Origin of the sequence: Fodinibius salicampi (assembly GCF_039545095.1) — a bacterium.
Taxonomy (GTDB): Bacteria; Bacteroidota; Rhodothermia; order Balneolales; family Balneolaceae; genus Fodinibius; species Fodinibius salicampi.
Genome location: NZ_BAABRS010000004.1, coordinates 306,886 through 321,732 on the forward strand (window position 1 = coordinate 306,886; position 14,847 = coordinate 321,732).

Here is a 14,847-nt window from a genome sequence, read left to right on the forward strand (position 1 = left end):
ATGTCTTTTTAATTATATCGTGACAGAAGGGGCTTTTCTTGTTATTTACCTAACGTTGGATTTATGATAAGCTCTTCAGGCAGTCCATCTTCCGCCACTCCCAGACCGAACAGAGCATAATCATACTTGGCTGGATCTTTGGGATCAAGAAGTCGCAGTGTTTCTGTAAGCTCTTCTACCGCCCACCAGTCGTTATAAGTGCGCGAAAGTAATCCCAGCTTCCGTGCTTGTCGGGCTACGTGAACATCCAGTGGTACCATAAGTTCCGATGCAGGCATAAAGTCCATTAGTCCGAGATCAACCGGACTCTCTTTTCGGATAGCCCATCTCAAATACAAGTACAGTCGCTTACAGGAGCTCTTCTTTTCGGCATTGGAGACATGTTTGTATGTACGTTTGGGGGTGTTGGACTGGAGTGCAAAAAAATTCTCATGGAAAACAGCCATCAAAGGTCGACCTGTTTGCTGGGCTTTTTGGTAACAAGCATTCCAGAAGCATTCAAAGGATTCGAATTCTTGTAAAATGGATTGTAGAATTTTGGTGAGCCAAATCATATCAATCGGTTTAAAAGTGCGATGCTTGAATCCTTCAAAACGATCCGCATCATCATCTGAAAAATTACCGATAAATTCTTCAGGGCGGTTATTCATTCGCTCCAGCAGGTCACGTACTTTTCTGATTACAATATCCCGCCGACCCCAGGCCATAGTTGCAGCAAAAAAGCCGGCTAGTAATTGATCCTCTTTGTGATTGAAGGCATGCATAAAAAGTATAGGATCCTCATTAATATAATCCCGTTGCTCAATGCGTTCCACCCATTTATCTAAAAACGGTTTGAGTTTTTTGATCTGTACGGGTGATCTTTTTTGAAGCTCTCGTCGCATTAAATGGAATATTTATCTGGTCAAATATTATTAGAATGTCATTCTATCCGCCGGACCAATATCTGGTTTAGATTACTATAATACAGGCCGGTAGATTTAGATGCTGAAAGAGATATTGAATGAAATTTAGCACAGTGATTCAGTATGATGTAGTAGTTATATCTCTAATTCCTGCTGGCCTCTGTTAAGATTCATTAACTTCTCTGTAAGTTTTCTATTGGCTTTTGGGAAAGGATAATCGTCCAGCTCATCGATAGATATCCAACGGACTTCTTGGCTGCTTTTCGGTTTTGGAGTACCCTTCTGGATTTCACAGAGATAGGCATGCATGGTAATTTTAAAATGTGAGTAAGCATGATCAAGTTTCATAAAGGGCTTTTTAACAGCAACATCTACGTCTAATTCCTCTTTGAGTTCACGCCTGACGGTATCCGGCATCTCCTCATCCTCATTTTGTTTGCCACCCGGGAATTCCCATAGGCCCCCGAGCATAGCATCATTGGGACGCAGCGCAATGAGTACTTCCTCTTCTTTATTCATGATAATGCCCACACCAATTTGGTGATGGGGACGTTTTTTCTTTTTAGATTTGTAGGGGATCTCTTCGGTTCTAAGTGTTTTAAAAGCCACACAATTTTTTTGTAAGGGGCATACCTCACACTCGGGACTGGAAGGAGTGCATAAGGTGGCTCCCAGCTCCATCAGTGCTTGGTTGAAATCACCGGGACGTTCTTCGGAAATCAGTTCATCGGCATATTCCTGAATAATGTTTTTTGTTTTGGTCGTACGAACATTGTCTTCAATGCCAAAATACCGGCTGAGTACGCGAATTACATTTCCATCCATAACCGCGTGTTTTTTCTGGAAAGCAATACTCAATACGGCCGCAGCGGTATAAGGACCCACTCCCTTTAACTTGTTAATATCTTCCCAATTATCCGGAACTTTTCCATCAAATTCGTTAACAACCAGTTTTGATGCGGCATGGAGATGGCGGGCCCTGCTGTAATAGCCCAGTCCCTCCCAAACTTTAAGCACTTCTTGCTGATCAGCTTGTGCTAAATCATGCACGGTAGGAAAGTGCTCCATAAATCGCTCAAAATACGGTGTGGCTTGGTCTACGCGTGTTTGCTGGAGCATTATTTCAGACACCCATATCTTGTACGGATCTCCACAACCTCGCCAAGGCATATTTCGTTTATTTTGATCGTACCAATCCAGTAACCGAGACTGAAGTTCAGTGTTGTTCAATGATGGATAAAAATTTTGAAGCTGTGATTATAACTTATTCTCCGGCATTGTTTCGCCGGACTTTTTCCGTAACATTTATAGTGATATCTACGGATGATGCCGCTCCGAACTGATCCGTTGCAATCACCCGGAAGTTATTTTCCCCAACCTGGCGGATGGTAGGCGTCCACTCAATTAATCCGGTTCTTTCATTAATGGTAGCTCCTTTCGGCATATTGACCCCCATGTACCGAATGAGGTCCTCATTAATTCCATCCGGATCGGTAGCATTCACAGGAAGTGAAAAGGATTCTTCAACAGGAATGGTCATTGGCCGCATTGGGGTAAATCTGGGGGGAGCATTAAAGGATCGTACCTGTATATTAAATGTTTCTGAAGCCGTTTGGCCATTTTTTGCCGAAGCGATAATTCTAACACGGTGCGACCCCGCATCATCCTGCGAGGGTTGCCAGTAAAAACTTTGTCCCCGTACTTCGGCGTCCTGTATGCTGGACGATTGATAGGTGAATTGCAGTTGTTCCGGCGAAATATTTCCCTCAATTTTGATAGGGAAAATAAGTGATTTGGAATGGGGGATGGTATAGTTCTTTATCGGCTGAAGCGTAAAAGAACCCGATTTTTTGCTATTATTGTTATCCGCATCGGTTTGGGTTTGTCCTTTCGTTACGGTCACTCTGCTTATTTGGTTGTACTCACTAAGCCAAAGCTGCCCTTTTGTTTTAGTAATAAAATTCCCGGCCGCTTCATTCTCTTTCCACAATACTGGGCTCCGGTTTTGATAGGACGTCCACAGCTTATTAGAATTCCCTTTTATAATAAGCCAGTCATTCCATTTAAGAATTTGAATAACTTGTTCTTTTATGCTTCCCAGCTTTGACAGATCTCCACTACCGTTTATTTCATAAATATTTCCTCCAGCATCTGCTCCGTATAAAGTGTTCTCAACAAGAAAAATACGATTCAATTGTTCGGCAAGGGAGAAGGTCTGATCCAGTGAAAGCCTTTCACTGTCGAAGTTAAATCGGAAAAGGTTGCTCTCGGAGCCGAGGGCAAATAGCTGATCATCCAGTCGTTCGAGGTCTATAACAGATTGATTATTTAACTGCGACTCTGCAACAAATGTAACTTGGGAATCTACCGAGGAGGGTGATTCGAGGGATAACTGACCCAGTCCACGATCTCCCAGTGCAATGAAGAGCTGTTCGCTTATCCGTTGAACATCTAAGGGAGGAACCGGAAGATTAGTAGAGGAATAAACACCCAGTACAGATGTAGGCTCCAGTACTGACAACCGATTGCTGTCACCAAACAGGTAGGCAAAACGAATATCGGCTACTACCGTGTTTCCACGCCTTTGCATCCCGGTTGAGGAGTAAAGCCATTGCAGTGAATCTGGGCGGGACCGGAAAACAGCCATGCCTTCTGTTTCCGACAGTACGTAAAAATGGGCCGGAGAACTTTCCATTGCCACAACCGAAGGAATATCCATGAGGTAGGAATAATCCTTTGTTAGAGTCGGCTGTGCTGGTGCGCTACTAATGAAAAGTAGCATGAGGATAAAACAACTGTATAAATATTTCATAAATGTCTATAACCAATGATGTCGTTGATACCAGTGAATCGTGCGTGAAATACCTTCTTCAAGGGAGTACTGAGGTTTATATCCGAGTTCACGCTGTGCTTTTTCGGATGTACAGGTCCATTCAAGAATCATTTCTTTGGCCTTGTCTCTATTTAAAACGGGATAAATACCAAAAAATGATGATGCTTTTTCAAGAGCCCCGGCAATTTTTTGAACCAAGCCTGGTTTCAAGTAAATAGGAATATTCTTTTTACCCAGTATCTTAGTTGTTATATCCCGGATTTTATTCCAGGTATATACTTCTTCTCCCGAAATAAAGTAGGTGTGTACACCGGCTTCTTTCTGTTTAGCCCCTTTAAGGATACCTTGTACAACATCGCCCACGTAGACCATTGATATTTTGGGTTTTTTGCCATCTCCAATAATGGGACAAATGCGCTTGTCAACCATCTTAAAAAAGGAGTAGATTTGATCTTCACGAGGTCCGTAAACAGCCGGGGGACGTAAAATAGTGATGGAAACCTCCTCATTTGCCAGTGCGTGGATGCGTTCTTCCATCTCCTTTTTTGAACGACCATACATACTGATCGGTTCCATAGGAGCATCTTCCGTAACAGGTTCACCATTGCTGGGACCTGTTGCAGCAAGAGAAGAAAGTATCACCATATTAGTAATACCTTCTTTTTGTGCTATGCGTAAAAGATTTTCAGTGCTTCCTACATTGGCATGTTCTAACTGCTTGTACGTAGGAGCTTTAACGCGACCTGCAATATGAAAAATGACATCTACACCGCGAACAGCCTCCCTTAGAGTAGATATATCATCGAGATCGCCCTTCACCGAAGTAATATTTTTACCTTTTAGCCATTTGGGGTTATTGCGAATAAGGCAGCGAACTTCTGTATAGTCGTCGTTCTCTAGCAAAGCGTCAACAAGGTGACTGCCAATAAAACCCGTGCCGCCGGTTACGAAGGCTTTCATCAAATTTTGTATATTTGGTGACTATGTTAATAGTGTTAACCAAGTTCCTTTGGAACCACTGTGCAAAGATACAAATCTCAATGATGCATTGGAAAATTTATGAATGACCCTCGAGTAGCAATTTTTACCGGAAATTATAATCATATCCAAGATGGAGTATCTCTTACTTTAAATCGTCTGGTTGCCTATTTGGAGACGGAGGGGGTGCCTGTGATTGTTTTTGGCCCCACGGTAGAAAATCCGCCGATGGATCATGAAGGAGAGTTTGTGCCGGTTCCTTCGGTACCGATGCCCGGGCGTTCCGAGTATCGTATTACGGTAGGATTTCCGGAATCCGCGCAGAAACGGCTTCGTGAATTTGATCCCACGCTTATCCATCTGGCTACCCCGGATGTATTAGGCTTTCGTGCTATGCGCTGGGCACAGGCAAATAATATTCAGATTGTGGCCTCCTACCATACTCATTTTACCAGTTATTTAAAGTATTATAATCTGGATATGCTCAAGCTTTTGGGATGGAAATACCTAGAGTGGTTTTACAGTCAGTGCAAGCATATATATGTGCCTTCGCCCTCCATGGCAAAAGAATTAAATGAAGAAGGAATTGATGAAGGAATCCGTATTTGGGCCCGGGGGGTTAATACCGATGAGTTTAATCCAAAGTTTCGTGATATGGAATGGCGTCGTTCTATCGGGATCGAGGATTCCGATAAAGTCGTTAGTTTTGTATCACGATTGGTCTGGGAAAAAAATTTGCAGACATACGTAGATACTGTAAAGCGATTGCGCCAGAAATACGATAGCATCAAACCTATGATTGTGGGAGATGGACCGGCAAAGAAGGAGCTCGAGCATATGCTTCCGGAGGCACATTTTACCGGCTTTGTCACTGGGGATGAGCTGAGTCGTGCTTACGCTAGCAGTGATGTGTTTCTGTTTCCATCCGAGACGGAAACTTTTGGGAATGTGACTCTCGAAGCAATGTCCAGCGGATTGCCATGTGTCGTGGCTGATGCTACGGGTAGCAGGTCGCTGGTTGAGTCAGGGGTGAACGGTTTTCTGGCGGCACCCCGTGATACTAAAGAGTTTGCCCGCTGTGTTGCCAAAATACTTGAAGATGAGTTGATGCAAGAAAGCATGGCTAAAGCAGCCCGTCAGAAAGCATTAGCGTACTCATGGGAAAATGTAAATAAGAAGCTTCTGGAAAATTATCGAGAAGCTTTAAGTGAACCCCGTCCACAACTGAAGTTTTAACCAGATTTTTTGATATTGCGAATACTATATGTTTCTCATAGCCATCCACAAGAAGGAGAAATTCTTGACAATGTGGGAGGCATGCAGCGTGTAAGTCAGCAACTTATACGTGAACTAGAACGGAAAGAATCAGTAACAGTTTTTAAAGATACCATTAATGCCTCTGGGAAAGGACAAATTATAGCGAAGACGGTTTCCTTTTTGTTTAAAGAACTGATGGAGCTCCCCCACAGGGTAAAAGAAACGGGGGCCGATGTTGTCTTGTTTTCTTCAATGGTTACTGCAAGCATGGCCTATTTTCTTCGAAAAAAAATTAATGTTCCAATGGTAACTATTAATCATGGCCGGGATGTGACGCTGCCAGTCAGGATTTATCAGTGGTTTGTGCCCAAAGTATTTGAACAGCTGGATGGAGTGATTTCTGTTTCCAAAGCTACCCAGAAAGAATGTATGAAAAGAGGCATGGCACCGGGAAAGGGGATAGCGCTGCCTAACGGATTTGATCTTAATCGGTTGGATAAATTTCCGGCTAAGGAGAAATCGCGATGGAGTCTTCAGAAAAATTTTGATATTCCCCTGGATCAAAAAAAGATGTTACTTACCGTTGGCCGTAATGTGAAACGTAAAGGTCATGAGTGGTTTATACGGGAGGTGATGCCCAAGCTGGGAGAAGATGTTGTTTATGTGACGGTGGGAGATGGCCCTGAATTCGAAAATATTCAAGAAGCTGCAGATGAGGTTCCATTTAAGGATCGTATTTTTTTGCTGGGACGTCAGCCAGATAATATTTTAAAGCAGGCCTATGCCGCGGCCGATCTTTTTGTTATGCCCAACATTCCGGTCGAAGGAGACATGGAAGGGTTTGGAATTGTTTTACTGGAGGCGAATATGGCTCGAACGCCGGCGGTAGCTGCTGATCTTGAAGGTATAAAAGATGTTATAACGCAAGGTGAAAATGGCTTTCGCGTCCCCACACTTAGTCCGAAAGAATTTGCTGAAAAGATTCGATATGTATTAGATGATGATCTCGCATCATTCTCAGAACATGCCCGGCATCACGTAAAGGAACAATTCAGTTGGCTGCATGTTGCCAAAGAATATGTTAATTATTTGGAAACAGTTGTTGATCGTTATACTATAAAATAACATTAAGGTATTCATAATTTGATTGATGCTTAATATGGAAGTATATTTGCAACGATAAGCACTCATATAATAAGTCGAAAGCAGGAACGAATGACTAATTCTAAGTCCGATGTAAAAGCAAACGATATTTTTGCCAAAGCCTACGATTTTACTAAGGCAGAGGAGATAAAATCAGAAGGATTATACCCTTATTTTAAGCCTTTACAGGCTACTGACGGTACTACGGTACAGATCGATGGTCGTGAAGTAATTATGGCCGGATCGAATAATTATTTGGGTCTGACGAATGATCCGAGGGTTATTAAAGCAGCCCGTGATGTGATAAAAGTGTATGGAACAGGATGCACAGGTTCCCGATATTTGAACGGCACACTCGATCTGCATCTTGAGTTGGAAGAAAAATTGGCAGATTTTATGAATAAAGATGCCTGTGTGTTATTTAGTACCGGGTACCAGACAAATGAAGGCGCTATACAGACCATCGCCGGCCGTAAGGATGTTATCTTCTCCGATAAAGATAATCATGCCTGTATTGTAACAGGTACGCTTGTATCCAATGCGAAGACTATGCGTTTTCGGCATAATGATATGGAGCAGCTGGAGAAGCTGCTGAAAAGAGCGGATGAGAAGGCAGGGAAAATTATTGTGAGTGACGGTGTTTTCTCAATGTCGGGAACTATTGCTAAAGTCCCCGAACTGGTTGAACTAAAGAATAGATTTGATGCTCGCCTCTATCTGGATGATGCACACGCTATAGGTGTTATAGGAGATAAAGGCCGCGGTTCGGCTTCGACCTTTGACTTGATGGACGAAGTGGATTTAATAAGTGGAACCTTTTCCAAGTCTTTTGCCTCCCTTGGTGGTTTTCTGGTGGGCGACCAGGAAGTTATTGAATTTATTCGTCATAATTCACCCGCTCATATTTTTAGTGCTTCGATGCCCCCTGCCAATGTGGCTACTGTTCTAAAAGCATTAGAAATCCTTCAGGAAGAAACATGGCGCTTAGATCGGTTACAAGAAATTTCTGACTACATGCGAAATTCCTTACAGGACATGGGATTTAATGTTTGGAGTAGCCAAACTCCTATTATACCGGTTGTGATAGGAGGGATGAAAGATTGCTTCCAGTTTTGGAAAGGATTGTTTGAGGCTGGCGTTTATGTAAATGCTGTAGTACCACCTGGTGTGCCGCAGGGACAGTCTCTTGTCCGAACCAGCTATATGGCAACTCATACCGATGATCACCTGAATCGTATCTTAGAGGCGTTCCGCAAGGTTGGTCTCGATCAGGGTATTATTGATCAAAACGGTCACTCTTTGTTGGATACTGATTAACTCGTGAGTACTGGAAAGCGCACACACAAAATTACGGCAGTAAAAACCGATAAACAGCGAAAGAGGTTTATTGAGTTCCCTTATGAACACTATGAGGGCGATGAGCACTGGATCGCTCCGCTTAAAATGGAGCAAAAAAAGCTTATTGATGAAGATAAAAACCCTTTCTTTGAAAACGCCGAAATCGCTCTTTTTCTGGTCGAAGAGGGAGAAGAACTAAAAGGGCGTATCGCAGCGATTATTGATCATCGATATAATGAACATCACAATGATAAAACGGGTTTTTTTGGATTTTTTGAATGTGTTGATGATCAAACAGTAGCTAATTTATTGCTTAAAGTAGCATCCGACTGGTTGCGGGAGAGAGGGCGAACCAAGATGATGGGACCGGCAAATCCCAGTATGATGGATGAGGTTGGTATCTTGGTTGAAGGTTTTGAGTACGATCCAAGTATTATGATGCCCTATCACAAGGCCTATTATGATAAGCTGATTAAAAATGCCGGCTTGAGTAAAGCAATGGATCTTTATGCCTTTCGGGTAACACAAGGGACCGTAAATCTAGATCGTATGTACCGGGCAGAAGAGTTGGTGCGCCGGCGAATTCGGCGGTTGGATATCCGTGAAATCGATCTTAAAAACCTTGAGCAAGAGGTGCAGATTGTACGACATATATATAATAAAGCTTGGTCCGGGAATTGGGGATTTATTCCGCTTAATGAGGAAGAACTGGAAGATCTGGCAAAAGATTTAAAGTTAATTTTGGATCCCAAAGTCGCCCATATTGCTGAGGTAGATGGGGAGCCGGTTGCTTTTTCTATCGGTCTTCCGGATTTGAATCAGGCACTCAAGCATATGGATGGAACGCTCTTTCCGACCGGAATATTCAAACTATTGTGGTATCGCAGAAAAATTAATCGTATCCGAACGGCCCTGATGGGCGTTCTTCCCGAGTACCAGGGAAAAGGTATTGATGCCTTGCTCCATAAAGAGGCGATAATTAACGGCAAAGAAGTAGGGTATAAATCTTCTGAGTTGAGCTGGGTTCTGGAATCCAATAAAGGGATGATTAGTGTAGCGGAAAAAATTGGTGCCCGGCGCGAGAAAACCTATCGAATGTATAGCAAAGAACTTTAGCACAGATTGTTATTGATTACTCCGAGTAACTACAGTACTTCCTGCTAAAAGTTTTTTAATTTTTTCCCACCTATTTATCTTATCTACTGTCTTTAACCTCTCTTTTGGACTCAAAAAATTGCTATAATTTTACTATATTTGTATGCCTGTCAATACTGTGGGAGTAACAGTGTTAATGCAAATTTTTAAAAATTATTTAAATAGATTATGAGCAAATTCCGAATTGAAAAGGACTCAATGGGAGAAGTGAAAGTTCCTAAAGATGCCTATTACGGAGCTCAAACCCAACGAGCAGTAGATAATTTTCCGGTAAGTGGATTGCGGTTCAGTCGCCATTTTATCGAAGCATTGGGATTGCTAAAAAAGAATATTGCGGATGTTAACGCATCATTAGGCGAGCTGGATGAGGATGTAGCATCTGCAATAGCGAAGGCGGCAGGAGAGGTTAGCAATGGAAAATTTGATCAGGATTTTGCCGTGGATATTTTTCAGACCGGTTCCGGTACCTCCACAAATATGAACGCTAATGAAATTATTGCTAAAAGAGCGAATGAACTGAAGGCTGAAGGGGTGGAAACCGATATACATCCCAATGACCATGTGAATTATGGACAAAGTTCGAATGATGTTATTCCTACTACCATACGGATAGCCGCTGTTACCGCAGTAAAGGAGAATCTGATTCCAGCTCTGAAAGAACTAAAGAAGGCTTTTGAAGAAAAAGGAGAAGAGTTTTCGGAAGTTGTCAAAACAGGACGTACTCACCTGATGGATGCCATGCCGGTAACTATTCAACAGGAATTTGAGGGCTATGCACGTCAGCTTTCTTTAGGGGTTGAACGATTGGAATCGGCTCTGGAGCGGATGACAGAACTCCCGCAGGGAGGAACTGCAGTCGGTACAGGACTTAATACAAATCCTGAATTCGGAGCTAAGGTGGCAGAAGCCCTTTCAGAGGCGACCGGTTTCTCTTTTCGGGAAGCAGAAAATCATTTCGAGGCCCAGTCAACGGTGGACGCTCCTGCAGAACTAAGCGGACAGCTAAAGACGATAGCCGTGGGATTAATGAAGATTAGCAATGATTTGCGGTGGATGAATTCAGGACCCAATAGCGGAATCGGAGAAATCCAGCTTGAAGCATTGCAACCGGGATCGTCTATTATGCCGGGCAAAATAAATCCGGTTATTGAAGAGTCGGTTACCATGGTTTGTGCACAGGTTATAGGTAACGATTCTGCAATTACGGTGGCGGCCCAGTCCGGAAATTTTGAGCTTAATGTGATGCTGCCGGTCGTTGCTCACAATCTGTTGGAGTCAATCAATATTTTAGGAAATGCGGTGCGAAACTTTGCTGAGCGATCGGTATCCCGACTAAGTGTAAATAAAGGAAAGGTTGCGGATATGGTAGGACGTAATCCAGTGCTGGTAACCGCTCTTAATCCTTTAATCGGATATGATAAAGCAGCCAAAATTGCTAAAAAGGCTTTTAAAGAAGGCCGTCCTGTAAAAGAGGTCGCCCGGGAAATGACAGATTTAAGTGATGAGGAACTTGATCAGGCACTTGATCCTATTAATATGACGAAGGGGGGTTTTATGGAGTAAAAGGGTTTTGTGAAGGGGAATTTGCCATTTTCAGCGTTAATCAGAATCTTACCACTGTTTTAACGTTATAAGCAATAGTTCCTTGAATAAATTATGTCCTCAAAATAGATTAATATGTAATATAGATTAACAATAGCTGTTTTTCTTAATGGCTACTTAACCAGATAGAAAGGTCACATGTGAGAGTGACTGGAAATTGAAATTATGATCTTATGGCACCTACAGAAACCAGGCAGGAAAGTATTTTGCAGCAAAATGGTTTTTCATCTGCTGAGTTAACAAACGTGAAAAAGAAGCAGATCTTAGAAGATTATAAATTGGCCATTATCAGTCGGGAAGTATCCTATATAGGGCGTAAAGAAACGCTCACGGGAAAAGCTAAATTCGGCATCTTTGGCGATGGGAAAGAATTGCCACAAATTGCCATGGCAAAGTACTTCAAAAAGGGAGATTTTCGTTCCGGCTATTATCGTGACCAAACTTTTATGATGGCTATTGGCGAAGTAACAGTACAACAGTTCTTTGCTCAGCTTTATGCTCATGCTAATATAGAGGCCGATCCTCATTCCGGAGGACGTCAGATGAATGCCCATTTCAGTACACGAAGCCTGGATGAAGAAGGAGAGTGGAAAGATTTGACGGAAAAGAAGAACAGTTCCCCGGACATCTCTCCTACAGCAGGACAAATGTCGCGCCTACTGGGTTTGGCACAGGCTTCCAAGGTATATCAAAAGCATGAGTCACTTCTTGAGCAGGAAAAATTTCAAAAATTTTCGCAAGATGGTAAGGAAGTTGCCTGGGGAACAATAGGTGATGCCAGTACTTCAGAGGGTGTTTTTTGGGAAACTATAAATGCAGCCGGTGTTTTGCAGGTACCTATGGTTGTTTCGGTCTGGGATGATGGCTATGGTATTTCTGTACCCCGGAAATATCAAACTACTAAAGAAAGTATTTCGGATGTGTTATCCGGTTTCCAACGGACAGAAGAGGATGAGGGATTTGAAATCCTTACAGTTAAAGGATGGGATTATCCGGCATTACTGGAGACCTATAAGAAAGCTGCTCAAATTGCCCGTGAAGATCATGTGCCGGTTCTGGTGCATGTACAGGAAGTTACTCAGCCGCAGGGCCACTCTACTTCCGGTTCCCATGAACGATATAAGTTAGATGAACGGCTCGAGTGGGAAGAAGAGCATTGCTGCATTAAAAAAATGCGCAACTGGATGCTTGCGGAAGATATTGCTACGGAAGAAGAATTGAATACCATAGAAGAAGCTGCAAAGAAAGAGGCTAAAGAGGGGAAAGATGCCGCTTGGAAGGCATTTAGTACTGAATTAAAACAAGATTTGGATGAAGCTACCGATCTTATTGATGCACTTATCAATGAGAGTAATAATAGAGGAAAGTTACGAAGGATTAAGAAGCAAATGAATGCTTCTACGGTACCTCTCAGAAAAGATATTGTATCTGCGGTGCGTAAAGCTTGTCGTATAGTTCGGGAAGAGGATCTCAAAGCAAAGAAAGAAATGCAGAATTGGCTTAAAAAAATTCTCAAGGAAAATGAGGAGCGCTATGGGAGTCACCTGTACAGTGAAAGCGATCGTTCGCCACTTAATGTGGAGGAGGTCAAGCCCCGATACGGAACCAGCCCTAAATCGGTAGATGGCCGGATTGTATTGCGTGACAACTTTGAAAAATTATTTGAAAAGTATCCTGAAACCCTGGTCTTTGGTGAAGATACCGGAAAGCTGGGGGATGTGAATAAAGGATTAGAAAATATGCAGGAGAAATTCGGCGACCTTCGCGTGGCCGATACTGGAATCCGGGAATCGACTATCCTAGGACAGGGAATAGGAATGGCCCTGCGAGGCTTGCGACCCATTGCTGAGATTCAGTATTTGGATTATATACTTTATTGTTTCCAGGGGCTTAGTGATGACCTGGCCACCGTTCGTTATAGAAGTATGGGCGGACAAAAAGCTCCGCTTATCGTCCGGACACGAGGACACCGTTTGGAAGGTATTTGGCATACAGGATCTCCCATGGGAATGATACTTAACGGTATTCGCGGCGTTCATCTCTGCGTTCCACGGAACCTAACCGACGCTGCTGGGATGTATAACACACTTTTGCAGGGAGATGACCCTGCACTGGTTATCGAGCCTTTAAATGCATATCGACTTAAGGAAAAAGTACCGGAAAACTTGGGTGAGTTTACTGTTCCATTGGGTATCCCAGAAATTATTTCAGAGGGTAAGGATATTACCGTCGTTTCTTACGGGTCTACCTGTAATATTTGTGAATCGATGCTTCCGGAATTTAAGAGAGCCGGTATTTCAGTTGAATTAATAGATGTCCGAACTCTGTTGCCTTTTGATCGTAATCATGACGTCGTTGAGTCTCTAAAAAAGACCAATCGTATTCTTATCGTGGATGAAGATGTGCCGGGAGGAGCCTCTGCCTATATGATGAATGAAATTATACAGGAGCAAAAAGGATATTATTACCTCGATTCTGAACCCCAATGCCTTACGGCCAAAGAGCATCGCGGGGCATATGGTTCGGATGGGGATTACTTTTCAAAACCCAATGAGGAGGATATTTTTGAAGCTGTTTATGCTATTATGAGTGAGGCAGATCCAGATAAATATCCACCTATTTATGAATAGAGGAAGGGGAAAGGGGACGTAATATTTGTGCCTGAGTATATATCTCTGCATAGTTTTTTGGATGAAGCAATGCTCCACTACTTTAATTGCATAAAGTATTTAACTTTGAAAAAATAGCGTCAATTGTATTATTTTGATGCAATTGATCAACGTGACCCATTTTAACCAGTGTGACATCCATGGAGGAGCTAGAACAACCTATACCGAAGTATTATCAGATTTATGAGAAGCTTTTAGAGCAGATAAAAAGCGGTGAATTTGAAGAGTACGATCGCTTTTACAGCGACATGGATTTGGTGGAAAAGTTTGAGGTAAGCCGGGGTACAATCAGGGAAGCGGTAAAGCTCTTAATACAGCAGGGGTACTTGGTTAGAGAACAAGGGCGGGGAACCTTTGTGACCAGTCCGACTATTGAACAGGACTCAGAAAAGCTAATGGGCTTTACTGAGCTTATGGAGAAGCACGATATTGAACCGTCGGCAAAGATTATAGAGCAAAATGTAATTACTCCTCCCATAGATTTAATGAGCCTGATGGAGCTTGGGGAGAAGGATAAGCTCGTACACATTGTGCGTGTTCGTTATGGTAATGACCATCCATTGATTATAGAGCAATCATATTTCGTGTATGATTTTTTTCAACCCATTTTAGATAAGGACCTGGAGTCTAATTCTATTTACAAGTTGCTTTATAAGCATACCAATACTGAGCTTGGTGAGGCTAAGCAGCAAATTACAGCCATCAGTGCCGGGGAAAAAGAAGCTGAATTATTGGATGTAAATGTGGGTGATCCATTATTATTGATGAAAAGACTGATCGAAACGAAGAGTGGAAAGGTATTCCAATATTCGGAAGATGTATATAGAAGCGATCGGATTAATTTTACCACTACTACGAAGCCTTATGATCAGAATCATGAAAGTCATAGCCTTCCACTAGAGCTTGAAGAGCACAGTTGGTAACCTGTAAATATGTTTAATTTTCTACAGAAATAAATGCTTGATTT

11 protein-coding genes are annotated in these 14,847 nt (G+C 42.6%); 7 read left to right on the plus strand and 4 right to left on the minus strand.

What is annotated here, in order from left to right:
* Window positions 1-41 precede the first annotated feature (41 nt).
* From ABEB05_RS14900 to ABEB05_RS14915, 4 genes are all read right to left on the minus strand, one after another.
* Window positions 42-884, minus strand: a complete 843-nt coding sequence (locus ABEB05_RS14900; RefSeq protein WP_265791063.1) for a TIGR02757 family protein — start codon at window positions 882-884, stop codon at window positions 42-44.
* 156 nt (window positions 885-1,040) lie between these two features.
* Entirely contained in the window at window positions 1,041-2,135 is a 1,095-nt protein-coding gene (gene mutY / locus ABEB05_RS14905; protein ID WP_265791062.1) for an A/G-specific adenine glycosylase, read from the minus strand.
* Window positions 2,136-2,169: 34 nt separating this feature from the next.
* Entirely contained in the window at window positions 2,170-3,687 is a 1,518-nt protein-coding gene (locus ABEB05_RS14910; RefSeq protein ID WP_265791061.1) for an Ig domain-containing protein, read from the minus strand.
* A gap of 36 nt (window positions 3,688-3,723) precedes the next feature.
* Complete coding sequence (locus ABEB05_RS14915) at window positions 3,724-4,698, minus strand: NAD-dependent epimerase/dehydratase family protein (RefSeq protein WP_265791060.1); 975 nt, start codon at window positions 4,696-4,698, stop codon at window positions 3,724-3,726.
* A gap of 99 nt (window positions 4,699-4,797) precedes the next feature.
* On the opposite strand from ABEB05_RS14915, the gene ABEB05_RS14920 reads away from it, so the two are divergent.
* The 7 genes from ABEB05_RS14920 (at window position 4,798) to ABEB05_RS14950 (ending at window position 14,803) form a co-directional block, all read left to right on the plus strand.
* On the plus strand, window positions 4,798-5,952 hold the full coding sequence (locus ABEB05_RS14920; protein WP_265791059.1) for a glycosyltransferase family 4 protein: 1,155 nt from the start codon (window positions 4,798-4,800) through the stop codon (window positions 5,950-5,952).
* 15 nt (window positions 5,953-5,967) lie between these two features.
* Window positions 5,968-7,098 carry a glycosyltransferase family 4 protein gene (locus tag ABEB05_RS14925; RefSeq protein ID WP_265791058.1) on the plus strand — a complete coding sequence of 377 codons (1,131 nt, stop codon included), beginning with the start codon at window positions 5,968-5,970 and terminating at the stop codon, window positions 7,096-7,098.
* Between the two features lie 90 nt (window positions 7,099-7,188).
* A complete protein-coding gene (locus ABEB05_RS14930; RefSeq protein ID WP_265791057.1) occupies window positions 7,189-8,433 on the plus strand; it encodes an aminotransferase class I/II-fold pyridoxal phosphate-dependent enzyme in 1,245 nt (414 codons plus the stop codon).
* 3 nt (window positions 8,434-8,436) lie between these two features.
* Window positions 8,437-9,570: a GNAT family N-acetyltransferase gene (locus tag ABEB05_RS14935; protein ID WP_265791056.1), complete on the plus strand. Its 1,134-nt coding sequence runs from the start codon at window positions 8,437-8,439 to the stop codon at window positions 9,568-9,570.
* A 207-nt stretch (window positions 9,571-9,777) separates the two neighbouring features.
* Entirely contained in the window at window positions 9,778-11,172 is a 1,395-nt protein-coding gene (locus ABEB05_RS14940) for a class II fumarate hydratase (RefSeq protein WP_265791055.1), read from the plus strand.
* A 212-nt stretch (window positions 11,173-11,384) separates the two neighbouring features.
* Entirely contained in the window at window positions 11,385-13,841 is a 2,457-nt protein-coding gene (locus ABEB05_RS14945) for an alpha-ketoacid dehydrogenase subunit alpha/beta (protein WP_265791054.1), read from the plus strand.
* Between the two features lie 179 nt (window positions 13,842-14,020).
* The gene (locus ABEB05_RS14950) at window positions 14,021-14,803 is read left to right on the plus strand and encodes a GntR family transcriptional regulator (protein ID WP_265791053.1); all 783 of its coding nucleotides are present in this window, start codon (window positions 14,021-14,023) and stop codon (window positions 14,801-14,803) included.
* Window positions 14,804-14,847: the final 44 nt, after the last annotated feature.

What these genes read in the sequence shown, in the direction of transcription:
- ABEB05_RS14940 (WP_265791055.1), top strand. Translation starts at nt 9,778, where the DNA reads ATGAGCAAATTCCGAATTGAAAAGGACTCAATGGGAGAAGTGAAAGTT.
- ABEB05_RS14910 (WP_265791061.1), bottom strand. Translation starts at nt 3,687, where the DNA reads ATGCTACTTTTCATTAGTAGCGCACCAGCACAGCCGACTCTAACAAAG.
- ABEB05_RS14945 (WP_265791054.1), top strand. Translation starts at nt 11,385, where the DNA reads ATGGCACCTACAGAAACCAGGCAGGAAAGTATTTTGCAGCAAAATGGT.
- ABEB05_RS14900 (WP_265791063.1), bottom strand. Translation starts at nt 884, where the DNA reads ATGCGACGAGAGCTTCAAAAAAGATCACCCGTACAGATCAAAAAACTC.
- ABEB05_RS14930 (WP_265791057.1), top strand. Translation starts at nt 7,189, where the DNA reads ATGACTAATTCTAAGTCCGATGTAAAAGCAAACGATATTTTTGCCAAA.
- ABEB05_RS14920 (WP_265791059.1), top strand. Translation starts at nt 4,798, where the DNA reads ATGAATGACCCTCGAGTAGCAATTTTTACCGGAAATTATAATCATATC.
- ABEB05_RS14950 (WP_265791053.1), top strand. Translation starts at nt 14,021, where the DNA reads ATGGAGGAGCTAGAACAACCTATACCGAAGTATTATCAGATTTATGAG.
- ABEB05_RS14915 (WP_265791060.1), bottom strand. Translation starts at nt 4,698, where the DNA reads ATGAAAGCCTTCGTAACCGGCGGCACGGGTTTTATTGGCAGTCACCTT.